Here is a 25,800-nt window from a genome sequence, read left to right on the forward strand (position 1 = left end):
CGTACTGGGACGGGGCCTCACACCGGGTAGTCCGCGCTGGACGGGCTCACGCCGGGCAGCCCGTACTGGGACGGGGCCTCACACCGGGTAGTCCGCGCTGGACGGGCTCACGCCGGGCAGCCCGTACTGGGACGGGGCCTCACACCGGGTAGTCCGCGCTGGGCGGGCTCACGCCGGGCAGCCCGTACTGGGGCGGGGCCTCACACCGGGTAGTCCGCGCTGGGCGGGCTGAGGCCGAGCGGCTGACGCTTGGGGACTCGCGAGGGCGGGGCGATGCGGGCCAGCGGTCGGGTGAGCCGTCGGTCGTTGGGCGTCCGTCGGTGATCTCCGGGCGTGGTGCGGCCAGGTTTCGGGGCTGGGCGTGGTCGGCCGATCGGGCGTCCACCGCCGAGCCCTGGGTGTGCCGTGGCTGGGTCGGGGCTGGGTCGGGGTCAGGCGTGGTCGACCAGTGGTGGGTTCGCGTCGTCCTTCGCGGTCGGGCAGGTGGGGCGGTGGCGGAGTTCGTAGATCGACACGGCCAAGGCGGCTGTGATCGACAGGACGGCCAGGCCCAGGGTCAGGGAGACGGCCAGTCGGTACTCGTGGTTCGAGGAGGCGAGGATGGCGTAGTAGGCGCCGGACAGGCCCGCGGTGCCCACAGCCGCGCCGATGCGCTGGCCCGTTTGCAGGGCGCCGCCCGCCGCGCCGGCCATCGTGACCTCGACGTGGCGCAGGGTGAGCGTGGTGTTCGGCGAGATCACCCACCCGCCGCCGACGCCCGCGACCAGCAGGGCCGGTGCGATCACCCAGCCCGCCAGGCCGGGTGGGGCGTGGCGCAGCAGGAACGCGGTCACGGTCAGGCCCGTCACGACCATGGCCAGGCCGGTGACGGTGAGGCGGCGGCCCCAGGTTTCGACCAGGCGGCCGCCGACCACGGCCGACACCGCCGAGCCGACCGCGAACGGGGTCACGGCCAGGCCCGATTGGAGCGGGGTGTAGCCGAGGCCGGACTGGAAGTAGAGGGCGAACACCAGCCAGATGCCGCTGAAGCCGATGAAGTAGACCGTGCCCAGCACCACGCCCGAGCCGTAGCCCGGTGTGCCGGTGAACAACCCGATGTCCAGCAACGGGCTCCGGCCCCGGCGAGCTACCCGGCGTTCCCACCGCACGAACACCGCCAGCAGCGCCGCGCCGATCGGGAACAGCCACCACAGGCTCGCCAGGCCACCCGCCTCGGCCAGCACCAGCGGCAGCATCAGGGCCAGCACGCCGGCACCCAGCAGCGCCGCGCCGACCAGGTCCAGGTGCCCGCGCGGGCCACCCCGGCCCCGGGGCAGCAGGCGGGCCGCCAGCACCAGCGCGGCCACCCCGATGGGCACGTTGACGTAGAAGATCCACCGCCAGCCGTCGTCCTCGCCCGCCAGCGCCAGGATGACGCCGCCCACCACCGGGCCGACGGCCGTCGACAGGCCGACCGTGGCGCCGAAGAACCCGAACGCCCGGCCGCGTTCGGCGCCCCGGAACAGCTGCTGGATCAACGCCGAGTTCTGCGGCGCGAGGGCACCCGCGGCCATGCCCTGCGCAAGTCGGGCGGCGACCAGCACCCCCGTCGTGGGCGCGAGCCCGGCCAACGCGCTGAACAGCACGAACGCACCCAGCGCGGCCAGGAACATGGTGCGGCGGCCGATCGCGTCACCCAGCCGGCCGGCGGGCACGAGCGTGAGCCCGAACGCCAGCGCGTACCCCGACACCACCCACTGGACGCCGGCGGCCGTGGTGCCGAGGCCGTGCTGGATGGACGGCAGCGCCACCGACACGATGCTCACGTCGAGCAACGACATGAACCCGGCCACCAACGTGACGGTGAACGCCTTCCACCGTCGTGGATCCGGTTCGTAGCGCTGCGTCATGCAGCCTGTCTACCGGTTCCCGGGGCACGCGGCACGTCAGGCGCGGGCCGGCGCTGTCGGTGGGACGGCATAGCATCTCCGGGCGGTCGGGTGGCCCGACCGGGGGCGGAGGACGCGGGTGGGGTTCGGGGCTGACGACCGACCGGCGGTGGACACGTCCGTCGCCGGGGTGGTCGAGGCTCGGTGGGGTGTCCGGCCGGAGCCCGCCATCGCCCGGTACGCCGAGCCCGGCTGGCAGCTGTCGCCGCTGCCGCTCGACCGGCGGTGCCCGGTGTGCGCGGGCGAGTTGCACGGGTTGTACCGGGCGCACCCCGATCGCGGTCGGCACCAGTTGCAGGCGGCGGTCGCGTGCCCGGCGTGCCCGGCCTCGTTCACGCTGCGGGAGCTGAAGCTCGCGCAGAAGGCCGTGCTCGGCGACCTGAAGCCGGAGGCGGTGTCCCGGCGGTTGGCCGAGGACGCCCAGCTCGCGGCCCTGGCCGTGGAGGCCGAGCCGGTGCCGCGGCACGTTCCCGAGCCCGCGCCGCCGCGCCGTGAGGCCGAACCCGACGCCGCGCCGCCCCAGCCCGAGCCCGAGCCGCCCAGGCCCGCGCGGCGGATGTCCACGGTGGCGATGGCGGCCCGGATCAGGTCGGTGCTGGCCGGGTCCGAGGAGGCGCCCACGAGCCGGAACGCGGTGCCGGCGCTGCCTCCGGGCGTGACCGCGCCGACCGTGCCCGTGTGGTGGGTCAAGACCACCGACCCCGGCCTGGAGGTGCCCGCGCTGCCACCCGGCACCGACGCACGGGTCGTGCTGCCCGCCGGTCCCGAGTTCGCCGGGCTGCGCGCCACCCTCACCGACCGGGGGATCCCGTTTCGCCCGATCAGGCACTGGCTGGAGCAGGAGTCGGTGCGCGACGGCACCGCGACCGCGTGGCTGTCCGAGGTCGGCGGCGTCACGCCGGACCGCTGCGAACCCGTCCCGGGCGACCCGGCGCGGCTGGCGTTCGAGGTGCTGTGGGACCTCCACGAACCCGCGCCCGACGCGCCCGACCCGGTGCCCGCGGACCACGTGGTGCCCGCCGAGTGGGCCGACTACCTGCCGTTCCCGGTGCTCAACCCGGCGCAGGCGCAGGCCGCGCCGCACCTGGTCGACGGCGACGCGCACGTGTTGATCACCGCGCCGACCGGTGCGGGCAAAACCGCGATGGGCATGCTGGCGGCGCTCAAGGCGATCCTGGAGGAGGGCCGCAAGGCCGCCTGGCTGGTGCCGCAGCGCTCGCTCACCGACGAACTCGACCGCGAGCTGGAAACGTGGCGCGCCCAGGGTCTCAAGGTCGAACGGCTCTCCGGCGAGTACGCGGTGGACGTGGAGGCGGTCAAGGCCGCGGACCTGTGGGTGGCGACCACGGAGAAGTTCGAGGCGATCTGCCGGCAGAGCTCGCTCCAGGCCGCGCTCGGCGAGGTCGGCTGCCTGGTGATCGACGAGATCCACCTGCTCGGCACACCCGGTCGGGGCGCGCTGCTCGAGGCGCTGCTGGCCAGGGTCCGCGGCGCGGACTCGCCGGTGCGCATCGTCGGCCTGTCCGCGACCGTGTCCAACGCCGCCGAGGTCGCCGAGTGGTTGGAGGCCGACCTGGTCGCGACCACCTGGCGACCGTCGCGGGTGACCTGGCAGCTGCCGACCATCCCGGCGAACTCGCACGGCGGCGCGAGCAACCGGCTGCGCGAGCAGGCCGTGGTGGACCTGACCGCCCGGCACACCGCCGAGGGCGGCAGCGTGCTGGTGTTCTGCGGGTCCAAGCGGAACGTGCGGTCGACCGCGTTGGCGATCGCCGCCGAACGGGGCGCGCCGCAGGTGAACCCGGACGACGTGGACGCGGTGGCGACGGCGTGCGCGGCGGTCGGGGTTCGGCTGCACTACGCGGACTTCGAGCACAAGCACGCGGCCGAGCGCGCGTTCCGGTCGCGGGAGGCGGACGTGCTGGTGGCCACGTCCACGGTCGCGGCCGGGGTGAACCTGCCCGCGCGGGCGGTGATCGTGCGGGACACGGCGATCGGCGGCGAGCCGATGGACACCTCGACGGTGCTCCAGATGTTCGGCCGGGCGGGTCGGGTCGGCGCGGGCGAGACCGAGGGCTGGTCGTACCTGGTCGTGGACGAGACGCAGCGCGCGGCGTGGCAGACCAGGCTGGTGGCCGGGTACTCGGTGTACTCCCGGATCCGCGAGTCGCTGCCCGACCACGTGCTGGCGGAGGTGTTGCAAGGCCGGATCGGCACGGTGGACGACGCGCGGGCGTGGTGGGTCGAAACCCTGGCCCACGCGCAGGGCGACGACGACGCGGAGCCGGTGCGCGAGGCGGTGCGGTTCCTGCTGGACGAGGGTCACCTGGTCGAGACGGCGCGGGGTGTGGCCATCACCGACCTCGGCCGGCTCACCGCCCGGATGATGGTGTCCACCCACACCGGTCACCGACTGCGCCGCACGTTGGCGCTGCTGCCCGTGCCGACGGACGCGGAGTCCGCCGAGGACGCGCTGTGCCTGGTGCTGTCGGTGGCGGTCCGCGACCTGGCCGCCCTGCCGGTGCCGGAACCGGTGCGCCCGGCCGTGGCGACGGTGATCAAGGCGGGCGGGCGGACGTCCCGCATCACCCGCACGACGTCGGTGAAGGGCCTGGGCTCCCAGACCAGCACCGCGCCCGGCGACCTGGCGTGGGCGGCGCTGCTGCTGGCCGCGCGCTCGCCGCACCTGTTCGAGGGTCGACGGCGGGTCGCGGGCGGCATCCCGATGACCACCCTGCACCCGGTGTACGACCAGGCGCCACGCTTCCTGTCGTGGTTGGCGGCGCAGGGCGTGCTGGGGACGGTGCACCCGTGGATCGCGATCGTGGCGGCGGACCTGGACCACCGGGTCCGCTGGCGCGCCCTGGCACCCCGTCGCGGCGCGGGCCGCCTGCTGTGGATGTGCGAACAACTGGCCGGCCGGCCGAACCTGAAAACCCTGGTGCCCACCCTGTGGCACTCCGCGACCTCGCGCGGCGTCCGCGCACCGGACTGGCCCGCGGGCCGCTCGCCGGCCGGCTCCACCCTGGACCACGCGGCCTACGTGGCCCTGCTCAGGGAACGCACGACGGGCGCGACCCTGACCGCCGGCGCGACCGAGGCGACCGTCGTGGGCGGCCCGCCCCTGACCGCGATCTCGTGGCGGGGCAAGGACTACACCGCGCCGACCGCCACCGCGACCGTGCCCTACCCCGAGGGCGCGGACCCGGACACGGGCCTCGCCGCGTTCACCCGCCGAGGCGACTACCGGGCCACCGGCTGGCTGACGACCTACACCGCGCTCACCGAACCGGAATCCCCGGAACCGCCTCTGCCGCCCCCGCGCCGCGGTCTGGGCCGGTAGCGGACCCGGCACGACGCGATCAGGCGAAGTCGTCGGCGTGGTCCCGGGCCCACTCGGCGAACGTGCGCGTCGGTTCCGCGGTGGCCTGCCGGGCGGTCGACGGCGCGGGCGCGGTCGGTGGGTCGGCGGACATCGGTGCCCCGTCGTAGGTGTGGAACCCGAAGAGGAACTCGGCGCCGGCCGCCGCCCAACCGCCCTGTGCGCGGTAGTGGGCCAGGGCCTCGTCGGCGGTGACCTGGTTCAGCGTGATGTCGTGACCGATCGCGTCGGCGATGGCGCGCACCTGCTCGCGGTGGCTGATCCGGTGCGGTCCCACGAGGGTGTAGGCGACGCCGTGGTGGCCGTCCTCCAGCAGCGCGGTGGCGGCGAGGTCGGCGATGTCGGCCTCGTGCACCGGGAAGCCGGACTGGTCCGGGTACGGGTCGAGGACGACGCGGCGCGCGCGGATCGACGGTCCCCACAGGTGCAGGGCGTTCAGCGCGAACTCGCCGGGACGCACGTGCGTCCACTCCAGCCCGGACTCCTCGACGGCCCGTTCCACGGGGAGGTGGAAGGTCGTGTCGTGCCCGCTGGTGACGGCGCCGGAGGACAGCACCACGACCCGGCGGACCCCGGCGGTCGCAGCTGAGGCGACGACCTCGCGCGCGGTCCGGGCGACGGGGAACAGGTAGAGCCGCTCGGCGTTCTCCAGCGCCGCCGCCACGCTCGCCGGTTCCGCCAGGTCGGCCCGCACCACCTCCACCCCAGCGGGAAGCCGCGCGACGTCCGGATCCCTGGTCACCGCCCGGACCCGTTCGCCGGCTTCGACCAGCCGTTCGACCACGAGCCTGCCGACGTGCCCGGTCGCACCGGTCACCACGGTCGTCACGATTGCGGGTCCTCTCCTCGACGTCCGGTGCTCCTGAACCTAGTGCCCACCGCGTCGGGCACAGGACGGTGAACGGCGACCGCACCGGGGGACCGCCGAGCCGACCGGGAAAATGGCGCGGGTGGACCTCATCGAACTCGTGCTGGGCGACATCACCGAGCAGGCCGTCGACGTGATCGTGAACGCCGCGAACTCCTCCCTGCTCGGTGGTGGGGGTGTCGACGGCGCCATCCACCGCAAGGGCGGGTCGGACATCCTCGACGCGTGCCGGAAGTTGCGCGCGGGGCACTACGGCGGTGGGCTCGCAACCGGGCACGCCGTGGCCACCACCGCCGGACGACTGGCCGCCCGCTGGGTCGTGCACACCGTCGGCCCCGTCTGGTCGCCGCTCGAGGACCGCTCACACCTCCTCGCCGACTGCTACCGCAACTCGATGCGCGCCGCCGCCGACCTCGGGGCACGCAGCATCGCCTTTCCCGCGATCTCCACCGGCGTCTACCGCTGGCCCGTCGAGTCCGCCGCGCGGATCGCGTTGACCACCGTCGCGGACACCGCGAAGGAGACGCCGGGAATCACGTCGGTGCGCCTGGTGCTGTTCGACCGGCGAACCTACGACGTGTTCGACACGATCACCCGATAGAGCGGGAACGAATACTTCGCCGACCCGAATGGCGGCTGTTTTTCGGCACGTCGGAACAACAAGAATACCTGTCGTCGGCACGTGAGCACGGAGGTGTCACCGGCGGCCGACCCGGCCGAACCCGAATCGGAACGGTGAACAACGCGAGCGCGCGATCATTTTCGATCGCCGCGCACAATATCGCCACCTCGTATTCGATCCTCGTTTCCGAGGAACACACCGGCAGAATCCGCCGGTGTTCGGGCCGCCGATTCCACATCGCACAACCCGGAAAAGAGGTCCACCATGCCCGTCACCGGATCCGGATCCCGCTGGAAACGGTTGTCGCCCCTGGCGTTCGTCGTCTCGCTGGTGGCGATGGTCGTGCTCGGCACACAGCACGCGCAGGCCGCGTTCCCCGGCCCGAACGGCAGGATCTACCTGCGGGTCTCCGGCGAGGTGTACTCGGTCAACCCCGACGGCACCAACCCGACCCAGCTCACCGGCACCGGCGGCACCGCCTCCGAACCCCGGGTCGACGGCAGCGGCACCAAGGTCGCGTTCCTGGGCACCCAGTCGGGCACCCGGCAGGTCTACACCATGAACCCCGACGGGTCGAACATCACCCAGATCACCACCGGTGCCGCCGCGTTCGCCAACTCGCTGGCCTGGTCACCGGCCGGCAACCGGCTCGTCTACGTCGCCGGCGGCACCATCACCACGATCAACCCCGACGGCACCAACCCGGTCGGGCTCGGCGTGTCCGGCACCAACGTCTCCTGGTCGCCCGACGGCACCAAAATCGCCTACATCGGGACCGGGAACGTCCACACCGTCAACACCGACGGCACCGGCGACACCACCCTCACCGCGGTCAACGCCACCCAGAACACCGGCGAACCGGACTGGTCCCCCGACGGCACCAAGATCGCCTTCTCCCTGTCCCGGATCGGCTTCCCCTCGCAGATCTACACCGTCGACGCCGACGGGACGAACCTGACCAACCTGTCCAACAACTCCGAGAACGAGTTCTCCCCGGTCTGGGCACCCGACGGCACCAAGATCATCGCCTTCCGGCAGAGCTACGGCCTGCTGTCGATGAACCCCGACGGCACCGGCAAAACCATCATCTACAACAACACCGGCGCGATCCCCACCGACTGGGCCGTCAGCACCACCCCGCCCGGCGCCGACCTGTCCGTCGCGGTCACCGACTCCGCCGACCCCGTCGCGCTGGGCGGCGACCCGTACACCTACACCGTCACCACCACCAACGCCGGACCGCTCGGCGCGACCGGTGCCACGGTGACCACCACGTTGACCGGTCCCGTGACGATCAACTCCGCCACCACCTCCCAGGGCTCCTGCACCACCAGCGCCCTGACCGTGACCTGCGGCCTCGGCGCGATCGCCGCCTCGGGCCAGGCGACCGTGACCATCACCGCCACACCCTCGGCCACCGGCACGGTCACCGCGACCTCGACCGCCGCGGCCACCGAGAACGATCCCAACGCCGGCAACAACACCGCCGCGCAGTCCACCACCGTCACCAACGCCCTCGGCTGCACGATCGTGGGCACCCCGGGCAACGACACCCTGACCGGGACGAACGCCGGCGACGTCATCTGCGGCCTGGGCGGCAACGACACCATCGACGGCGGCAACGGCAACGACGTCATCTACGCCGGCGACGGCGACGACGTCGTGGTCGGCGGCAACGGCAACGACACCATCCACGCGGGCGCGGGCAACGACTCCAGCTTCGGCGAATGCCTCCTCGACGCCCTCCTGCACCTGTTCGACAACGGCACCGACACGATCTACGGCGGCCCGGGCAACGACACCCTCGACGGCCAGAACGGCAACGACACCCTCGTCGACCACGACGGCACCGACGTCATGAGCGGCGGCCTGGGCAACGACACCATCGACGTGAAGGACAACACCGGCGGCGACACCGCGAACGGCGGCCTCGGCTCCGACACCTGCACCACCGACTCGAACGACACCCGGTTCGGCTGCTGAGCCCCTGTCCTCGCAGACGCGCGGGAGCGGGCGCCGCGGCCCTCCCGCGCGTCGGAGGAATTCCACTGTGGACAGTCAGATCAGCCCGCGTTGGCGTGCCACTACGACAGCCTCGCGCCGTTGGCTCACGCCAAGTTTGCGATAGATGCCGCGCAGGTGGGTTTTGACCGTGTTGACCGAGACGAACATCGACACGGCGATCTCCTCGGCCGTGCGCATGGACGGCAGTTCGACCAGCAGGGCGCGTTCCCGCGTCGTCAACCCCTCCGGTTGCGCGGCGGTGGTGGTCGGCACGGTGGTCATCACGGTGGTGGCGAAGCGGTCCAGGCGGCCGAAGCGGCCGGCGCCCCGGGCCAGCAGGTCGCGGACGGGCTTGCCCGCGTTGTAGAACGGCCTTAAGGCGTACAGGGGTTCGGCCGCCGCCAGCGCGGTGCGCAGCGCGTCGTGGGCCTGCTGGTCGTTGCCTTCGCGGAGCAGGAGCGTCACCTCGAGCACCCACGCGTCGACCAGCGTGCCCGGCACGACGGCGGCCGACTCGCCGCGCAGCACGGGTTCCACCAGCTTGCGCGCCTGACCCGCCCGGCCGCGGTGCGCCAGCAGCACGGCCTGGACCAGGGCGTGCTCCGCGGACGGACCGAGCAGCGACTCGACGTAGTCGGTCAGCTCGGCCGCCCAGTGCTGCTCGCCCACCCGCAGCGCCAGGCGCTGGGCCGAGGGCACGACCTCGGCGGCCAGGTGCGGCGCGACGTGCGGGTCGGCGAACCCGCGCCACTGCTTCCACAGCGTCGACACCAGGGCGTGCGGGTCGTCCGCGCCGTCGAACGCGGTGATCGCGTGCGCCGCCGACACGGCGAGTTCCACCACCCGGTCCGCCGCGTCGGGCAGCACGGCGACGGCCTTGGTCGCCCTCGCCCGGGCCGCGACGTCGTCCAGCCTGCGGTGCGCGTCGGCCGCCAGCACGGCGTGCACCACCGCGCACGAGGCGTCGTCCTCCCAACCCCGGGCGGCGGCCACGTCCAGCGCGAGGCCGGCCTGGTGCGCCACCGCGGTCGAGTCGCCCCGGGCCGCCGCGACCGCCGCCAGGTGGGCGAGGCAGTCCAGTTCGGCGCGGTGGAAGTCGGCGCGCACCGCCTCGTCCAACGCGTGCCGCAGGTCGTCCTCGGCCTCGTCGAGCCGGCCGGACCACAGTTCCGCGATACCGCGCTCCCGCCGGGCGAGCACGTCGACGGCGGCGTCACCGGTGCGGCCGGCCCGGGTCGCGGACAGCGCCCGCAACGGCTTCGCCAGGTCGCCGTGGAACCGCGCGCGGTGCAGGCGCGCGGTGGCGTGCAGCGCCCGGGTCCGGTCCGACGTCGCGGCGCCCTCGCCGACGTGCCCGAGCAGCCAGTCCGCGGCGGCCACGTCGCCCGCGTCGAGCGCGGCCACCGCGCCGACGAGCGCGGCGAGCGGTCGTTCGGACAGCGGGCGGGCCACCGCGGTCACCAGCTCGTGCAGCCGGGAGCCGTTGCCGCACAGCACTTCCACGACGCCGTGGTGACCGACGAGGTCCGCGGTCAGGTCGGGTCGCTTGCCGTGCACGGCGTGTTCGATCGCGACCAGCGGACGGCCGTGGTCGCGGTGCCAGGTCGCGGCCACGTGGTGCAGGCGGTGGCGGTCGCGGGGTCGGACCCGGTCGAGTTCGGCCGACAGGTGGTCGCGCAGCAGGGGGTGGCAGCGGAACCAGCCGTCGGTTTCGTCCACAGTGGACACCAGCGCGTGGGTGCGGTGCAGTTCCCGGAGCAACCGGCCCGCCTCGGGTTCCTCGGCCACGGCGGCGGCGAGGTCGGCCGACACCTGCTCGCACACGCTGATCGCCGCCAGCATCCGGCGCGCCCGCTCGCCGTGCGGCGCCAGCACCTCCTCGGCGAGGTAGTCGGCGACGGCGGGCAGCGCGCCGGTGAACGCGGCCGGTCGCACCGGCGCGGACGCGGAACCGGCCAGGGCCAGCGCGGCCAGCCGCAGTCCCGCCGTCCAGCCGCCCGTGCGGCGCAGCACGAGGTCGACCTCCGCCGGGTCGAGCCCCACCCGGTGGTGGGCGAACAACTCCTCGGCCTCCTCGCGGGTGAACGCGAAGTCCCGTTCGCCCACCACCCGCAGCCTGCCCTCCAGCCGCAACCGGGACAGCCGCAGCGACGGCACGTGCCGGCCGACCAGCACCAGGCGCAGCGGTCCCGGCGTGTGCCGCACGAGCAACTCCAAGTCCCGCAACGCGTTCCGGTCGTGCAGCAGGTGCACGTCGTCCACCACCAGGTGCACCGGGGAGGCGAGGTGGTCGAGCGCGGCGATCAGCAGCGCGGGGAAGTCCGGCTCGGCGGTCGCGTCCGGCAGCGGCGGCTCCGACCCGTCGCCGCCGGACCCGATGGCCTCCACCAGCGCCTCCCGCACCGCCGCGCGCAGGTAGGCCGCGGTGTTGTCGTCGGCGTCGAGCGTCACCCACGCGACCCGCGTGCTCTCCGGCCGGCGCGCCCACATCGCGAGCGCCGTCGTCTTGCCCGCGCCCGCGGGACCGGTGACCACGGTGACCGGCGGCGCGGCGGTGGCCGACGTGGTGTGCGCGTCGAGGAGCGCGGCGAGCCGGTGCCGCGGCACCATGGGCGCCTCGATCAGCGGCACGCGCAGCTTCGCCGGCGCGACCGGGTGACCCGGATCCCGTTCGTGGCCCGTGGCTTCTGGATCGTGCCGATCCGACATGTGCTCCTCGCCCTTCTGTCCTGCCGGTGGCCCGGCTAGCCCGATCACCGGACCCGCCCGGTGGGGCGGGGTCGGGCGGCGACGGTGGAACGATCATGGGCCTTGCGATCACGAGCCCTCCTCACCCTCAGCGGGTGACGGACGCCTTTCGGACACGGACGGTCGCGGTGCGGGGACGAACGGACCACGGCGGCCCGCGCGATCGCGGGCACGGTGGAGCCCGAACGGGTTCCCGCGCCGCGCGGATCCGCCGACCGGGTGCACGGCCTCTCACGACGTGACCACCACCCGGCCGGGCGTGCCGCGGGCGGTCAGGGAGGTGGCCGCGAGCCGCACCACCGCCGCCGCTCCCCCGGTCCGACCCACCAGCACGTCGAGGTCCTCCGGCACCGGCGTCACGCCGTGCGCCCGCAGCAGGTCCTCGACCTCGCCCGCGGTGAACGCCAGGTCGTCCGCGCCGATCTCGTGCAGTCTGCCGCGCGCCCGCAGCCACGGCCGCAGCGGTGAGGGCGTGCGCCCGACGAGGACCAGGCGCACCGGCGGGTGCCTGGCCAACGTCGCCAGCAGCCGGGCCGCGGGCCTGCCGGCGAGCGCGTCCGCGTTGTCCAGCACGAGGCACAACGGCGACAGCTCGGGCGATCGCCTCGGTCTGGGCAGCAGTCGCGCGAGCGGCGCGCCGTCGGCGGACAGCACGGCGTCGTGCACCGCCGCGCTCAGCACCGCCGGCTCGCCGTGCCGCTCGCGCAACGGGATGACGACCACCAGGGGCGCCGCGCGGTCACCGGCGGCGGCCCGGTCGGCGCACCGCGCCGCCCAGCCCACCACCAGCGTGGTCTTGCCCGCCCCCGTCGGCGCGTGCACGAGGGTGACCGGCGGCGTCCGGGAACGGTTGTCCGCCACCCGGTCCAGGACGGCGAACAACCGTTCCCGCGCGAGCACCCCGGTCACCGGCACTCCCCCGTCGAGTCCGTCGATTCCGCCGAGCCCGCCGCGACCGGTTCCGCCAACGCGGCCGCGAGCCGGGTCACCGCCCGCGGCACGGTGGCGAGCAGCGCCGCCGCCACCACGACCACACCTCCCACACCGCACGGGAACCGGCCCGCGCGTCGTTCGGCGACCAGCGGCGCCAGGGTGATCAGGACGCAGAGCAGGACGAGCCGGCGACGACCGGCGTGCCGACGTTCCATTCGAACCTCCGTGGGAGCGCGCGATCGGTGGCGTCAGTCGTCCGCGAAGACCTCGCGCAGGAGCTGGTCCTGCGCGGGCGAGAGGTTGGTGAACAGCAGCTCGGGGTGGTCCGGCCCGGCGAACGCGTCCCGCACCTTGTCCAGCACCGCGCCGGAGGTCAGCACGAACAGCGCCGAGGTGCCGGGCGTGACGCGCTCGCGGAGGTCCCGGACGAGGTCGTCGTCGATGCCGACGTCCGCGAGGCTCCCGCCCGCCGCGCCCGCGGCCGCGCCCACCGCCGCGCCGAGCAGCGGCGCGAGGAACAGCAGTCCCACCAACATCCCCCAGAACGCGCCGGTCAGCGCGCCCTGCCCGACCAGGTTGCGCAGCTGCCGCACCTTCGGCTTGCGCCGGTCCTCCGGCCAGGAGACGACGGCCGCGTCGTGCACGGTGATCAACTGGCTCTTGGCCAGGGCCTCCAGCGTCCGGGCGGCGCCGTCGGCTCCGTCGGCGGTGTGGAACTTCCAGATGGTGAGGGTCGCCATGTCGCCTTCCGATCTCTCGTGGTCGTGGACGGGTTCCAGTGGGCCCGCGGCGACCGGTGCCGCGCCTCACCCGACGCGGGCGGTCGGGCGGGCGGCGGGCTCCGGGTCGGGTGAGGTCGGGTCGGCGAGCAGCGCCGCGTCGACCCGGGTGAGCAGCTCGACGGCCGCGCGCAACCGGGCGGCGATCCGATCGCGCCGCTCGGCCAGGTCCCGCTCCTCCTCCCGCGCCCGCGCGACGATCCGCTCGGCGTGCGACCGGGCGGCGGCCTCCTGCTCCGCCACCGCGCGCAGCGCCTCGGACCGGCGCGCCGACATGGCCAACTCGAAGTCCTCCCGCACCCGGTCGCGGATCGCCGCGGCGCGGTCGTCCAGCTCGCCGCGCCGCCGTTCGGCCTCGCGGGTCAGGGCGGCGACCTCGACGCGGGCCCGGCCGAGCAGCGCGCGGTGCTCGGTCTCGGCGTGCCGGCGGTGCGCCTCCAGCTGCGCGAGCAGCGCCTCGTGCCGCCGGCGGCGGGACGCCTCGGCGCGGCGTTCGACGGCGAACGCCCGCTCGGCGACGGCACGGGCGCGGGCGGTGATCTCCGCCGCCTCCTCGTGCGCGAGCCGCACCACGTGCCACGCCCGTTCCTCCGCGCCGTCGAGGTCGAGCGGTGTGCGGCACACCCGGTCGAGCCGCGTCCGCAGCCAGCGGTTCTCCCGGCGCAGCGCCTCCACCCGGTCCGCGAGCGCTTGCGCGCGATCCACCGCAGCGTCCCGGTCGACGGCCAGCGTCCGGACGTCCTCCTCGGCCTCCTCCACGTACCGGCGCACCTGGTCGCGGCGGTAACCACGCCAGCACGCGTCGAAGGCGGTGTGCAGCGGCACCACTTCCGCCGTCACGACCGCACCACCGCGAGCGGGAACCGGCACAGCGCGCCGATCCCGCCGGCCGGCGCGCCCGGCACACCGGGCCGCAGCACGCGCACCGGCACGTCGCCCAGCAGCGCGGCGCGCACGGCCACGTCGACCGCCGGCCCGGACCGGCGCGCCCAGGACGCGGACCGGCGCCCGTCGAGCACCTGCCGCGCCGACGCGCCGAACCAGGCGATCGCCGGATCCGCCGCGCCGGACCGCACCAGCAGTTCCCGCACCCGGCCCCGGGCCAGGGCGTCCAGCGTTCCCGGCACGCCGTGGGCGGTGTGACCGGGTGTCCGCGAGCGCTCGTCGAAGTCGGCGAGGCTGTGCGCCGACCACAACCTGGCGGTCGACCGCGCCACCTCGGCCAGCCGGTCGCTCCCGGACTCCCGGACCCGGCGCACCGTCACGACCGGTCCGAACGCCGCGCGCAACGACTCGGCGACCGCGTCCTCACCGTGCACCACCACCAGCCGGGACCGGAAGCGGGCGAGGGCGACCCGGCACGCCTCGACCGCGGCGCGGGGTCGGCACCGGACCGAGTCCGGCCCGCCCACCTCGAGCCCGCCCGGCACGGCGGTCACCTCGACGCCGGCACGACGGGCGTCGACCACGACGCAGGACGGCCGCTCCTGCGCCCACGCCAGCAGCGGCAGCACGTGGGCGGGCGCGCCGTAGGTCGCGACGTCCGGACCGCGCCGTCCCGGCGTCGCGTACCGGCCGGGCACGTGCCCGCCGTCGGCGAACACCGCGACCGGGGTGTCCGGCTCGTCGGTGGTCGCCACCAGGAAGTCCAGGACGGTCGCCTCGTCCGCGCCGTCCGCGAGCAGCGCGTCCGCGAGCCGGGAAACCCGGTCCTCCCAGAGCACTCCGTTCGGCGGTCCTATGTAGACGGACGCGACGGGGTGCAGCGGGCGGACCACGTCGACCACGCGGTGCGGGCCGAGCAGGACGGGTGTGCGCACAGCGGTGACTCCTCACGTCGGAAGGGGCGGACCCGGTGGCGCCGGCCCGTCGCGCGCGGCGCCGGGCACGCGCCCCGACCGCTCGTCCGGCACCGAGGGGTGCGCGGCGACCGGGCCTGCGCCACCGGGGCGGAGGAGGACCGGGGCAGCGATCTCATCGAGGTCCTCACCCCGCGCCACCAAGCCCACCGCTCGCGGCGCGGCGCGGCGACACCCGTCGCGGGTGAACGCCCGCGATCGGCCACCCGCGCCGGGTGAGCCGGTGGTGACCGCCGCGGTGCGACCGTCGCCGGTACCGGGCGCGACCGCGTCCGACGACCGGAGCACGGGTGGACGGCCGGGCCGTGCCGCATCACCCGGAAAGGGTGAACATGCGATCGAAACGGGGAATGGTGGCGCCGTTGGCGCTCGCGCAGGGTGTCGCGAGCTTCGCGGCGACCACGATGGCGGTGTCCATCACCGCGATCGCCGAGGATCTTCACACTTCTGCGGCCGACGTCCAGGCGATGATCACGCTGTTCACGCTCACGATGGCGGCTTTGATGATCCCCGGCAGCGCGCTGACCGACGTGTGGGGTCGCAAGAGGTGCTTCGTGCTCGGGCTGATCACCTACGGCACGGGCGCGCTGCTCGCCGCGCTCGCGCCCGGACCGGGTCTGCTGCTGGTCGGCTACTCGGTGCTGGAGGGCGTCGGCTCGGCGCTGATGATCCCGCCGATCTACATCCTGGTGACGGTGGCGTTCGCCGACGTCGCCGACCGGGCCCGGTCCTTCGCCGCGGTCAGCGCGGCGGGCGGCGTGGGCGCGGCGGCCGGTCCGCTGCTGGGCGGGTTGCTCACCACCGTGTTCGGGTGGCGGTCGGCGTTCGTGGTGCAGGTCGTCGTCGTGCTGGTGCTGCTGGTGGCCGCACGCCGGCTGCCCGACCCGGCGCCGACCGCGCGGCCGACCCGGTTCGACGTGCCGGGAGCCCTCCTGTCCGCCGCGGGCATGGTCCTGGTGGTCGCGGGGGTGCTGGGCTCGGTGTGGGCGTTGGTGGGCCTGGGCGTCGTGGTGCTGGGCTGGTTCGACCGGCACCTGCGGACCCGCCGCGACCCGCTGTGCCCGCCCGCGCTGTTCCGCGACCGGCGCACGGTCCTGGGTCTGGCCACCCAGCTGGTGCAGTGGCTGGTGTTGCAGGGCGCGTTCCTCGTGCTGTCCGTCCACGCGCAGCAGGTGCGCGGCCTGGACGCGGTCCGCAGCGGCCTGGTGCTCGCGCCCGCCACCGCCGGGATGCTGCTCGCCGCGGCGGTGGCGGAACGGCTGGCGCGGCGGCACACCCAGCGCCGGATCGTCCGGGCCGGGTTCACCACGACCGTCGTGGGCCTGGGGCTGCTGGTGTGGCCGGTGGGTCACGACTCCGCGTTCGCCGCGTTCCTGCCCGGACTCCTGCTGCTCGGCGCCGGCGTCGGCACGATGCTCACCGCGTCGGTGACCCTGGTGCAGTCGGCCCGGCCCGCGGCCGAGCAGGGCGCGGTGTCCGGCGTGTCCCGCGCCGTGTCGAACCTCGGCTCCTCGCTGGGCGCCGCCCTGGCCGGTTCGGCGGTCGCGTCGACGGCGCCCGGCGGCGGCCCGTACGCCGCGGTCCTGCTGGTGCTCGGCGGGTTCGCGGTGGTCGGGCTCGGGCTCGCCGTACTGCTGCCCCGTCAACCGTCGTGACGGCCGACCTCGCGGCGCCGGACGCGCACCGCCTCCACCACGAGCCGGGCCACGCCGCCGACCAGCAGCACGTCGCCGCACATCTGCGCGGTCACCGCGAGGCGCGCGACACCGGTCAGCGGCACGACGTCGCCGAAACCCACCGTGGCGAACACCGTGACGGCGAAGTACGCGGCGGACAGCCGGTCCAGCCGCTCGGAGAACGCCCCGCCGTCCACAGTGGACAGCAGGACGTAGGTGTCCGCGCACACCAGCACGAACACCGAGGCCACCAGCACCAGCGCCGTCACGCCCCGCCGCACCGGGTGGCGGGACCGGGAGACCGCCCGCACCTGCCACCCGACCACCAGCACGACCAGGGCGACACCCGCCGCCCACCGGGTCGCCGGCCGCCCGGCCTCCGGCAGGACCGCGTACCCGGCGACGAGGACCGCGACGGCCGCGGCACACCGCGCCACCGCGGCGATCACGGTCGCACCGCGCCGGGTTCCGGCACCTCCTCGGCGGACAGCAGCACCAGCGCCGACGAACCCGGCCGCACCCGGCCGCGACAGGCGAGCAGCACGTCTGCGGGCAACGCCGGCCTGGTCAGCACAGCCGCGAGCAGCCCGACGAAGGCACCCACCAGCACGCCCACCAGGGGTGCCAGGAGAGGCAGACCCACCAGCACGCCGACGAGCGCACCGGCGAGCGCCGCGTCACCGACGACCCGACCCGGCCTGCTCACCTCCGGCAGCGCGCGGTCCACCGGCCACGACACCACGGCGCCGTCCCACAGCGCCGTGTCACCGCCGTGCAACCGCTCCAGCGCGTCCTGCGCGCCGCACGAGGACCCGAACCACCACACCGTCACCACGGCCACGTCGGACATGCCACGACGGTGACCGCGCGCGGTCGTCCGCGACACCGCCCGACGCGGGTGAAGAAACACCGCCGCCGCGCCGGCACGGTCCCCAACGGGGAAAGGAGGTTCGACGATGGCGGACGAACGGATGCCGCGGGGACTGGTGGTGCTGCTCGGGTGCGCCTCGGCGGTGGTCGTGGTGACCGGGCTGCGGATCGCCGCGTGGCTCGTCACCCCGGTGCTGCTCGCGCTGGTGGTGGTGATCGCGGTGCACCCGGTGCGCACGGCATTGCGCCGACGGGGCGTGCCGGCGTGGTTGGGCACGGTCGCCACCGTGGCGGCGGTGTACGGCGTGATCGTCCTCTTCGGACTCGTCGTGGTCGTCTCCGGCGCGCGGCTCGGCGAGCTCCTGCCCGACTACGTCGAGCGGGGCCGGGAACTGCTGGCGCACGGCGCGGACGTGCTGGACCGGGTGACCGGTGAGCCGGGCAGCCTGCGCGCGCTGGTCGAGTCGGTGGACACCGCCCGGGTGCTGTCGTCGGTGGGCGCGCTGCTCGGCGGGTTGACCGGCGTGACGACGAACCTGGTGTTCCTGTTGGCGCTGCTGCTGTTCCTGAGCGTGGACGACATGGGCGCGCGGCTGGCCGAGCTGTCCGCCGACCGGCCGGGCGTGGCCGAGGCGTTGCGCGGGTTCGCCGTCCGCACCCGGCGCTACCTCGTCGTCACGACGGTGTTCGGCCTGGCGATCGCGGTCGCGGACACCGCGGCGCTGTGGGCGATGGGCGTTCCGCTCGCGGTGCTGTGGGGACTGCTGTCGTTCGTCACCAACTACGTCCCCAACATCGGGTTCCTGCTCGGCCTCGCGCCACCGGCGGTGCTCGCGCTGCTGGAGCACGGCGGGCGGCGGGCGTTGCTGGTGTGCGCCGTCTACGTGGTCGTGAACTTCGTCGGCCAGTCGCTGGTGCAGCCGCGCTTCGCCGGTGGGGCGGTGGGGTTGTCGACCACGGCGGCGTTCGTCGCGCTGGTGTTCTGGGGTTGGGTGCTCGGCCCGCTCGGGATGCTGCTGGCCGTGCCGGCGACGCTGCTCGTCGGCGCGGTGCTGGTGGACGTGGACCCGCGCGCGTCCTGGGTGGCCGCGCTGGTTCGCGCGCCCACCCGCCGCGGGTGAGGAAACGGCGCGCCGGAAGCACCACCGTGGTCGGCACGGGAACGAAACAGGGAGGACGGACATGACGCAGCAGACACCCCGGACCACCGAGATCTGGGTGGACGACCGGCGCCGGCCCAGCGCCTGGACCGGCTGGATCGGGTTCGCGGGCATCATGATGATGATCATCGGTTCGTTCAACGTGATCGAAGGCGTGGTCGCGCTGGTGGACGACGAGTTCTACGTCGTCGGGCCGGACAACATCCTGCTGTTCGACCTCACCGGCTGGGGGTGGGCGCACCTGGTGATCGGCGTGCTGGTCGCGCTGGCCGGCGGCGGGCTGTTCACCGGCGCCGCGTGGGCCCGGGTCGTCGCGGTGGTGTTCGCCGCGGTGAACGCCGTGGCACAGCTGGCTTTCGTGTCCGTGCAGCCGATCTGGTCCACGGTCGTGATCGCGCTGTGCGTGGTCGTGGTGTGGGCCGTCGTGGTGCACGGCGACGAGGCGGGTGCCCGGTGATCGGGGCCGAGCGGCGCCGGCTGACCGACGCCGACGCGGGCGTGCCGTGGCGGCGCTGGGGTCCCTACCTGTCCGACCGGCAGTGGGGCACGGTGCGCGAGGAGCGCTTCGGCGCCGACCCGTGGCACTCGTTCACCCACGACCAGGCCCGCTACCGCGCGTACCGCTGGGGTGAGGACGGCCTCGCGGGCGTGAGCGACGACCGGCAGCGGCTGTGCCTCGCGCTCGCGCTGTGGAACGGCGCGGACCCGATCCTCAAGGAGAGGTTGTTCGGGCTCACCAACGCCGAGGGCAACCACGGCGAGGACGTGAAGGAGTGCTACTTCCACCTGGACGCGACGCCCACGTCGTCCTACCTCAGGATGCTCTACAAGTACCCGCAACGGGAGTTCCCCTACGCGGACCTGGTGGCGGTCAACGGAGCGCGCGGTCGCGACGAACCGGAGTACGAGCTGGCCGACACCGGCGTGTTCGACGACGACCGGTACTTCGACGTCGTCGTGGAGTACGCCAAGGCGGGTACCGAGGACGTGCTGATGCGGGTCACCGCGCACAACCGGGGCCCGGACGCCGCGCGGCTGCACGTGCTGCCGACGCTGTGGTACCGGCACACCTGGTCGTGGGCGGGCGACGAGGAGAAGCCGGCGCTGGTCGGCGCCGACGGGGCGGTGCGCGCGGAGGGCGCGGGACTCGGCACGCGGTGGCTGTCGGTGGACCCGCCCGCCGAGTTCCTGTTCACCGGCAACGAAACCGACGACGAGAAGACGTTCGGCTCGCCCAACGCGACGCCCTTCGTCAAGGACGGCATCCACCGCGCCGTCGTGCACGGGGACCGGTCGGCGGTGACGCCGGACGGCGGCACGAAGGCGGCGGCGGTGTGCGTGCTCGACGTGCCGGCGGGCGGCAGCGCGACCGTGCGCGTCCGGCTGTCCGACCACCCGGCGCCCGAGCCGTTCGCCGACTTCGACGCCGTGCTGCGGGCCCGCCGCGCCGAGGCCGACGAGTTCTACGCGGAGGTCCTGGCGGGCGACCTCACCGGCGGGGAGCGGGCCGTGGCGCGGCAGGCGCTGGCGGGGATGCTGTGGTCCCGGCAGTACTACGCCTTCGACGTCGAGCGGTGGCTGACCGAGCGCGGCGCCGACCCGCTGGGCGCGCCGTCGTCACCGCACCACGTGTGGCGGCACCTGGCGGCCGAGGACGTGATCTCCATGCCGGACAAGTGGGAGTACCCGTGGTTCGCGGCGTGGGACCTGGCGTTCCACGCGGTCGCGCTGGCCGTGGTGGACCCCGCGGTGGCCAAGCGGCAGCTCGACCTGTTGCTGGAGCGGCGTTACCAGCACCCCACGGGGCAGGTTCCGGCCTACGAGTGGAACTTCGGCGACGTGAACCCGCCGTTGCACGCCTGGGCCGTGCTGTTCGTGTACGAGTACGAGAAGTCGGTGCGCGGCGAGGGCGATCGCGAGTTCCTGGTGCGGGCGTTCCCCCGGCTGATGCGCGACTTCGGCTGGTGGCTCAACCGCAAGGACCGCGAGGGCCGCAACCTGTTCCAGGGCGGCTTCCTGGGGTTGGACAACATCGGCGTGTTCGACCGCAACGCGGAGCTGCCCACCGGCGGCCGGCTCGACCAGGCCGACGGCACCGCGTGGATGGCCCTGTGCTGCCAGAGCCTCATCCTGATCGCGCTCGAGCTCGCCGCCGAGGACCCCGCGTACCTGGAGCAGGCCCAGGCGTTGCTGGAGAACTTCGCGTGGATCGCGGCGGCGACCCGGCACGTGGGCGCGGACGGGATCGGCCTGTGGGACGAGGAGGACGGGTTCTTCTTCGACGTGCTGCGCACACCCGACGGCGCCGCCACCCCGCTGCGGGTGCGGTCCGCGGTGGGTCTCGTGCCGCTGGCCGCGGCGACCGTCGTGGACGGCGCGGTGCGCGAGCGGTTCCCCGGCCTGGTGCGGGGCGCGGTCGACTTCCTCGACCGCCACCCCGCCGTCACCGGCGCGCTGTGGCGGCACGGCGACCAGGCGCACGGCACCGGCCCGGTCCTGTTCGCGCTGTTCGACGAGGAGCGGCTGCGCCGCGTCCTCTCCCGCCTGCTGGACGAGGAGGAGTTCCTGAGCCCGCACGGCGTCCGGTCGCTGTCGAAGTGGCACCGCGACCATCCCTACGTGTTCACCGTGGACGGTCGGGAGCACCGCGTGGACTACCGGCCCGCCGAGTCGGACAGCGGCATGTTCGGCGGCAACTCCAACTGGCGCGGACCGGTGTGGTTCCCGGTCAACGTGATGCTGGTGCGCGGTCTGCTCAACCTGCACCGGCACTTCGGCGACGCGTTCCGGGTGGAGTGCCCCACCGGGTCCGGCACGTGGTCGACCCTGCGCGAGGTGGCCGAGGAGATCTCCGACCGGCTCGTCGGCCTGTTCCTGCCCGGCGCCGACGGCCGGCCCGCGCACGGCGGCGACCGCCGGTTCCGGGACGACCCGCACTGGCGGGACCTGGTGCTGTTCCACGAGTACTTCGACGGCGACACCGGCGCGGGTCTGGGCGCGAGCCACCAGACCGGGTGGACCGGCACGGTCGCGTTGCTGCCGCTGCTGTTCCGCGGGGCGGTGCGGCGATGAGCGCGCCGGCCCAACCCGTCGTGCACGAGGTGAACACGGCGGTGTGGTTGCGCGGGTTGAGCACCGACCTCGGCCGGCCGGTGACGCTGGCCGACGTGCCGGGCGAGGTGTGGGACGCGATCGCGCGGCCGGGTGTCGACGCGGTGTGGCTGATGGGCGTGTGGGAGCGCAGCACGGCCGGGCTCGCGCTGGTGGACCCCGACACCCGGCGGTCGTTCCGCGCGGCGCTGCCCGACCTGCGCGCCGAGGACGTGATCGGGTCGCCGTACTGCGTGCGGCGCTACGAGGTCGACGCGCGGTTCGGCGGCCGGGCCGCGTTGGCGCAGGCCCGGGCGGCACTGGCCCGGCGCGGCGTGCTGCTGGTGCTCGACCACGTGCCGAACCACGTCGCGCCGGACCACCCGTGGACGGGCGAGGACCCGGACCTGTTCGTGCGCGGCGACCACCACGACCTCGCCGAGGACCCGGCCGCGTGGCTGGCCGTGTCGGACGTCGTCGTCGCCCGCGGCCGCGACCCGTACTTCCCGCCGTGGCCGGACGTGGTGCAGCTCAACGCCTTCGCGACCGCCGCGCGCCGGGCGACCGCGCGGACGCTGTCCGACATCGCCGCCCAGTGCGACGCGATCCGGTGCGACATGGCGATGCTGCCGCGCAACGACGTGTTCGCGCGCACCTGGGGCACCCGCACCGGACCGACGCCGGACACCGACTTCTGGCCGGACGTGCTGACCGAGGTGCGCGCCCGGCACCCGGACACCCTGATGATCGCCGAGGCGTACTGGGACCTGGAGTCCGCACTGCACGGCCAGGGTTTCGACCTCTGCTACGACAAGCGCCTCTACGACCGCGTCACCGGGCTGGACCCCGGCGGCGTCCGCGACCACCTGCGCGCCGACCTGGCCTTCCAGTCGCGCCTGCTGCGGTTCCTGGAGAACCACGACGAACCGCGCGCCGCGTCCCGGCTACCGCGCGAGGCGATACCGGCGGCGGCGGTGACCCTGGCGACGCTGCCCGGCGGAACGCTGTGGCACGAGGGCCAGTTCGAGGGCAGGCGCGTGCGCACACCGGTGTTCCTCGACCGCGCGCCCGACGAACCCGCCGACACCGACCTGGCCGCGTGGCACCACCACCTCCTGTCCACCGCCCCGGGCGTGCGCACCGGCACGTGGCAACTGCTGGACGTGGACGGCTGGCCGGACAACCGCACGGCCGACAACCTGCTGTCCTGGTCGTGGACCGCGCCGGGTGCCCGTCACCTGGTGGTCGTCAACCTCTCCGCCGCGGCCTCACAGGGGCGCGTGCCGCTGCCGTGGCCCGACCTGCGCGGGAGATCCGTCCGCTTCCGGGACCTGCTGGACCACCGGGCGTTCGACCGCGAGGGCGACGAGCTGTCGTCCGACGGGTTGTTCGTCGCCCTGCCGCCGTGGGGCCACCACGTCCTCAGCGTCGACTGACCTGTTCTCGGCGGCGGACTTGAGGTCCCGCAGCCAGGTGTCGAGGCCCATGTCCGAGGTGGGATCGGCCTGGGGCCCGCTGTGGGTCTCCTCGGTGCGGACCAGCACACCGGCGCGGGTCGGGGTGAAGGTCCAGACGTGGGTGCCGTCGACGTGGTAGCCGGGTCCGTCGGCGGGGCCGGTCCAGCGCACGCACCGGTACGGGTTCACCTGGCGGACCTCGGAGGTGATGACCACGGTGGCGGGCGGCACCTGGACGGTCGCCCGGAACCGGGAGCCGGCGCGCAACGGGCCCGGGTCGAGTCGTTCGACGGTCATGGGCGCGGCGGGTTCCTGCCAGGTGGGCCAGGACTCCACGTCGGTGTGCAGGTCCCAGACGGTGCGCAGCGGTGCCTTGACGAGGATCTCGGCGCGGTGCCGGGCCGGGGCGGTCCGATCGACGCCCCGGCCCCGGCACGTCACCGACCCCGGGCCCTGGTCGGCCTGTGCCGGCGCGGCGCCGAGGACGGCGACGCCGAGGACGACGGCGAGCACCGGTGGGACGAGCGGGCGGCGCGGGACGGTCGGGCGTCCGGGCATGGTCGGTTCTCCCCCGTTCACCGGCCGACCCGCTGGTCGGGTCGGCCGTGTTCGGTTCGAGCCTCCCGTGCCGCGGCGGACGATCGCGTCGGCGGGAATCACCTAGGCCTTCGGCGCTACGGCTTGTCCGCGACCTTGATCGTGCCGTCGACGATCTGCGCCTTGAACCCCTCGAGGACGCCCTGCAACTTCGCGTCGACCCGACCACCCGACGTGGCGTAGCCGACGCCGTCCGCCTTGAGGTCGAACACCTTCGGCAACGAGCCGAGGTCGTGCTTGGCCGCGGCCCGGAAGAAGTCGTACACCGCCACGTCCACCCGCTTGAGGCTGGACGCGACGATCACGTCCCGGCTCTCCGCGAGCGCCGGCTGGTTGTACTGGTCGGCGTCGCAGCCGACCGCCAGCACACCGGCCTGCTTCACCGCCGAGAACACCCCGATCCCGGACGCGCCGGCCGCCGGGTAGAGCACGTCCGCGCCCTTCTCGATGAGCCCCTTGGCCGTCTCCGACCCCTTGGCCGGGTCCTGGAACCCGGTGAAGTCGGTCGCCGGCGTGATGTACTTCGCCTCCACCGAGACCTTCGGCGCGGCCGCCGCGGCACCCTGCCGGAACCCGGCCTCGAACTTGCGGATCAGCGGGATGTCGACACCGCCGACGAAACCCACGTGGCAGTTCCGGCTGTGGTACGCCGCCACCACACCGGCCAGGAACGCGCCCTCCTGCTCGGCGAACACGAGCGGGGTGACGTTGGCCGCACCCTCCACCGCCGAGTCCACCAACCCGAACGCGACCTGCGGGAACTCCGGCGCGACGACCCGCAGCGACTCGGTGTAGGCGAACCCGACACCGACGATCGGGTTGAACCCGTCCCGCGCGAGCTGCCGCAACCGGGTCTGCTTCGCGGCCTCGTCCTCGTTGGGAGCGGCCGAGAGCTCGCGGGTGTTGCCCGCCTTGACCCCCAGCTCCTCGACCGCCCGGTCGAACCCGGCCGCCGCGAGGTCGTTGAACGACGCGTCGCCCCGACCACCGAGGTCGTAGGCCAGCCCGATCTTCAGCCCGCTCCCGTCGACCTTCTCCCCGCCGTCCCGTTCCGCGGCGCTGGAACCGGTCGTGGCGGGCGCACCGGGCGGCGTCGCGAACTCGCACCCGGCGCCGGCGGTGCCCGTCACCCCACCGGTGCCGGAGTCCTTGGCGCAACCACCGGCGACGAACACCGCCAGAACGACCGACACCACCGCGGCCCCGAACCCAGGACGCCTCACAGCCCGTACCCCCGCTCACCCGGCAGACAGCCCTCCCCGAGGGCATTCCCGGGGCAGGCGCGACGGACGGTACCTCCTCGCCGCCGCCACCCGGACGAGCGCTCATCCACTGGGAAGCCCCCTCGGCGCTCTCGGCGCCGCGGCGGTGTCGGGTGGCGCCCTACTCGGAACCGGGCTGCTCGACGTCGATCGTCCAGCCACCCGCCAACGCCACCAGGACGCCGGCGACGGTGGCCACCGGCGCGATCGCGCCGACCACGACGCCGGCCGTCACCGGCACCTCGACCACCTTGTCGCCCTGGCCGTTCTTGACCACCACCCGGTTGGCGTTGCCCAGGCGCACCACTTCCCGGACACCGTCCACAATGGAATCGATCACGGATTTCCCGCCGTCCGCGCCCATGTTCCCCCCACTCAGCGTGCCGACCGATGACCTCTTACGTTACCGGCGCCGGAGTGGTGAACCCGGGCTTTCCGGCAACGGGACGCCCGGTGAACACCCCGCCGTCGACCACGATCGGGGTCGCCAAGCCCGAGGTGCGCGGGAAACCCGCCCGGAATTGTCGGTGGTCGCCGGTAACGTGCGGATCGCTCAGGGACACCG

General features: G+C 74.3%; 20 protein-coding genes and 1 pseudogene. 8 read left to right on the forward strand and 13 right to left on the reverse strand.

Features of this window, described 5'->3' with window-relative positions; all coding sequences use genetic code 11:
- Positions 1 to 431 precede the first annotated feature (431 nt).
- Complete coding sequence (locus tag AB0G50_RS11380) at positions 432 to 1,889, reverse strand: MFS transporter (protein WP_360105460.1); 1,458 nt, start codon at positions 1,887 to 1,889, stop codon at positions 432 to 434.
- A gap of 118 nt (positions 1,890 to 2,007) precedes the next feature.
- Here AB0G50_RS11380 and AB0G50_RS11385 point away from each other — a divergent pair, with 118 nt between their 5' ends.
- Complete coding sequence (locus AB0G50_RS11385) at positions 2,008 to 5,271, forward strand: DEAD/DEAH box helicase (protein WP_360105463.1); 3,264 nt, start codon at positions 2,008 to 2,010, stop codon at positions 5,269 to 5,271.
- Between the two features lie 19 nt (positions 5,272 to 5,290).
- Here AB0G50_RS11385 and AB0G50_RS11390 read toward each other — a convergent pair whose 3' ends face one another.
- Positions 5,291 to 6,139 (reverse strand): NAD(P)H-binding protein, encoded by an 849-nt coding sequence (locus AB0G50_RS11390; protein ID WP_360105466.1) that lies wholly within the window; start codon positions 6,137 to 6,139, stop codon positions 5,291 to 5,293.
- 112 nt (positions 6,140 to 6,251) lie between these two features.
- Between AB0G50_RS11390 and AB0G50_RS11395 the strand changes: the two genes are divergently transcribed.
- The gene (locus AB0G50_RS11395; protein ID WP_360105469.1) at positions 6,252 to 6,779 is read left to right on the forward strand and encodes an O-acetyl-ADP-ribose deacetylase; all 528 of its coding nucleotides are present in this window, start codon (positions 6,252 to 6,254) and stop codon (positions 6,777 to 6,779) included.
- A gap of 285 nt (positions 6,780 to 7,064) precedes the next feature.
- Entirely contained in the window at positions 7,065 to 8,783 is a 1,719-nt protein-coding gene (locus AB0G50_RS11400) for a hypothetical protein (RefSeq protein ID WP_360105472.1), read from the forward strand.
- A gap of 75 nt (positions 8,784 to 8,858) precedes the next feature.
- On the opposite strand, the gene AB0G50_RS11405 is transcribed toward AB0G50_RS11400, so the two are convergent.
- The 6 genes from AB0G50_RS11405 to AB0G50_RS11430 form a co-directional block, all read right to left on the reverse strand.
- The gene (locus AB0G50_RS11405; protein ID WP_360105475.1) at positions 8,859 to 11,513 is read right to left on the reverse strand and encodes an AAA family ATPase; all 2,655 of its coding nucleotides are present in this window, start codon (positions 11,511 to 11,513) and stop codon (positions 8,859 to 8,861) included.
- A gap of 270 nt (positions 11,514 to 11,783) precedes the next feature.
- Positions 11,784 to 12,461 carry a hypothetical protein gene (locus AB0G50_RS11410; protein ID WP_360105478.1) on the reverse strand — a complete coding sequence of 226 codons (678 nt, stop codon included), beginning with the start codon at positions 12,459 to 12,461 and terminating at the stop codon, positions 11,784 to 11,786.
- Positions 12,458 to 12,700 carry a hypothetical protein gene (locus AB0G50_RS11415; protein ID WP_360105481.1) on the reverse strand — a complete coding sequence of 81 codons (243 nt, stop codon included), beginning with the start codon at positions 12,698 to 12,700 and terminating at the stop codon, positions 12,458 to 12,460. Before AB0G50_RS11415 ends, AB0G50_RS11410 begins: the two co-directional genes overlap by 4 nt.
- Before the next feature lie 33 nt (positions 12,701 to 12,733).
- Positions 12,734 to 13,225, reverse strand: a complete 492-nt coding sequence (locus AB0G50_RS11420; RefSeq protein ID WP_360105484.1) for a DUF1269 domain-containing protein — start codon at positions 13,223 to 13,225, stop codon at positions 12,734 to 12,736.
- Positions 13,226 to 13,291: 66 nt separating this feature from the next.
- On the reverse strand, positions 13,292 to 14,104 hold the full coding sequence (locus AB0G50_RS11425; RefSeq protein ID WP_360105487.1) for a metallopeptidase: 813 nt from the start codon (positions 14,102 to 14,104) through the stop codon (positions 13,292 to 13,294).
- Entirely contained in the window at positions 14,101 to 15,084 is a 984-nt protein-coding gene (locus tag AB0G50_RS11430; RefSeq protein WP_360105490.1) for a hypothetical protein, read from the reverse strand. Before AB0G50_RS11430 ends, AB0G50_RS11425 begins: the two co-directional genes overlap by 4 nt.
- Positions 15,085 to 15,455: 371 nt before the next feature.
- Between AB0G50_RS11430 and AB0G50_RS11435 the strand changes: the two genes are divergently transcribed.
- Positions 15,456 to 16,778 carry an MFS transporter gene (locus AB0G50_RS11435; RefSeq protein WP_360105493.1) on the forward strand — a complete coding sequence of 441 codons (1,323 nt, stop codon included), beginning with the start codon at positions 15,456 to 15,458 and terminating at the stop codon, positions 16,776 to 16,778.
- Here the strand turns inward: AB0G50_RS11435 and AB0G50_RS11440 are convergent.
- Both AB0G50_RS11440 and AB0G50_RS11445 read right to left on the reverse strand, forming a co-directional pair.
- On the reverse strand, positions 16,766 to 17,248 hold the full coding sequence (locus tag AB0G50_RS11440; RefSeq protein WP_360105496.1) for a potassium channel family protein: 483 nt from the start codon (positions 17,246 to 17,248) through the stop codon (positions 16,766 to 16,768). The genes AB0G50_RS11435 and AB0G50_RS11440 overlap by 13 nt on opposite strands.
- Complete coding sequence (locus tag AB0G50_RS11445; RefSeq protein WP_360105499.1) at positions 17,245 to 17,649, reverse strand: DUF1269 domain-containing protein; 405 nt, start codon at positions 17,647 to 17,649, stop codon at positions 17,245 to 17,247. The genes AB0G50_RS11440 and AB0G50_RS11445 overlap by 4 nt, the downstream gene beginning before the upstream one ends.
- Before the next feature lie 106 nt (positions 17,650 to 17,755).
- Between AB0G50_RS11445 and AB0G50_RS11450 the strand changes: the two genes are divergently transcribed.
- From AB0G50_RS11450 to AB0G50_RS11465, 4 genes are all read left to right on the forward strand, one after another.
- Positions 17,756 to 18,790: an AI-2E family transporter gene (locus AB0G50_RS11450; RefSeq protein WP_360105502.1), complete on the forward strand. Its 1,035-nt coding sequence runs from the start codon at positions 17,756 to 17,758 to the stop codon at positions 18,788 to 18,790.
- Between the two features lie 61 nt (positions 18,791 to 18,851).
- A complete protein-coding gene (locus tag AB0G50_RS11455) occupies positions 18,852 to 19,286 on the forward strand; it encodes a hypothetical protein (protein WP_360105505.1) in 435 nt (144 codons plus the stop codon).
- Positions 19,283 to 21,901 carry a glucosidase gene (locus AB0G50_RS11460; protein WP_360105508.1) on the forward strand — a complete coding sequence of 873 codons (2,619 nt, stop codon included), beginning with the start codon at positions 19,283 to 19,285 and terminating at the stop codon, positions 21,899 to 21,901. The genes AB0G50_RS11455 and AB0G50_RS11460 overlap by 4 nt, the downstream gene beginning before the upstream one ends.
- A complete protein-coding gene (locus AB0G50_RS11465) occupies positions 21,898 to 23,355 on the forward strand; it encodes an alpha-amylase (RefSeq protein WP_360105511.1) in 1,458 nt (485 codons plus the stop codon). The genes AB0G50_RS11460 and AB0G50_RS11465 overlap by 4 nt, the downstream gene beginning before the upstream one ends.
- 24 nt (positions 23,356 to 23,379) lie before the next feature.
- Here the strand turns inward: AB0G50_RS11465 and AB0G50_RS11470 are convergent.
- The 3 genes and pseudogenes from AB0G50_RS11470 to AB0G50_RS11480 all read right to left on the reverse strand — a co-directional run.
- A pseudogene (locus AB0G50_RS11470) lies at positions 23,380 to 23,934 on the reverse strand (SRPBCC family protein); the annotation flags it as partial.
- A gap of 116 nt (positions 23,935 to 24,050) precedes the next feature.
- The gene (locus AB0G50_RS11475) at positions 24,051 to 25,166 is read right to left on the reverse strand and encodes a BMP family ABC transporter substrate-binding protein (protein ID WP_360105513.1); all 1,116 of its coding nucleotides are present in this window, start codon (positions 25,164 to 25,166) and stop codon (positions 24,051 to 24,053) included.
- Between the two features lie 190 nt (positions 25,167 to 25,356).
- Positions 25,357 to 25,575, reverse strand: coding sequence for a DUF4342 domain-containing protein (locus tag AB0G50_RS11480; RefSeq protein WP_360105516.1), 219 nt, complete (start codon positions 25,573 to 25,575; stop codon positions 25,357 to 25,359).
- Positions 25,576 to 25,800: the final 225 nt, after the last annotated feature.

It is taken from the genome of Actinosynnema sp. NPDC020468, from assembly GCF_040642015.1.
In the GTDB taxonomy this organism is placed as follows: Bacteria; Actinomycetota; Actinomycetes; order Mycobacteriales; family Pseudonocardiaceae; genus Actinosynnema.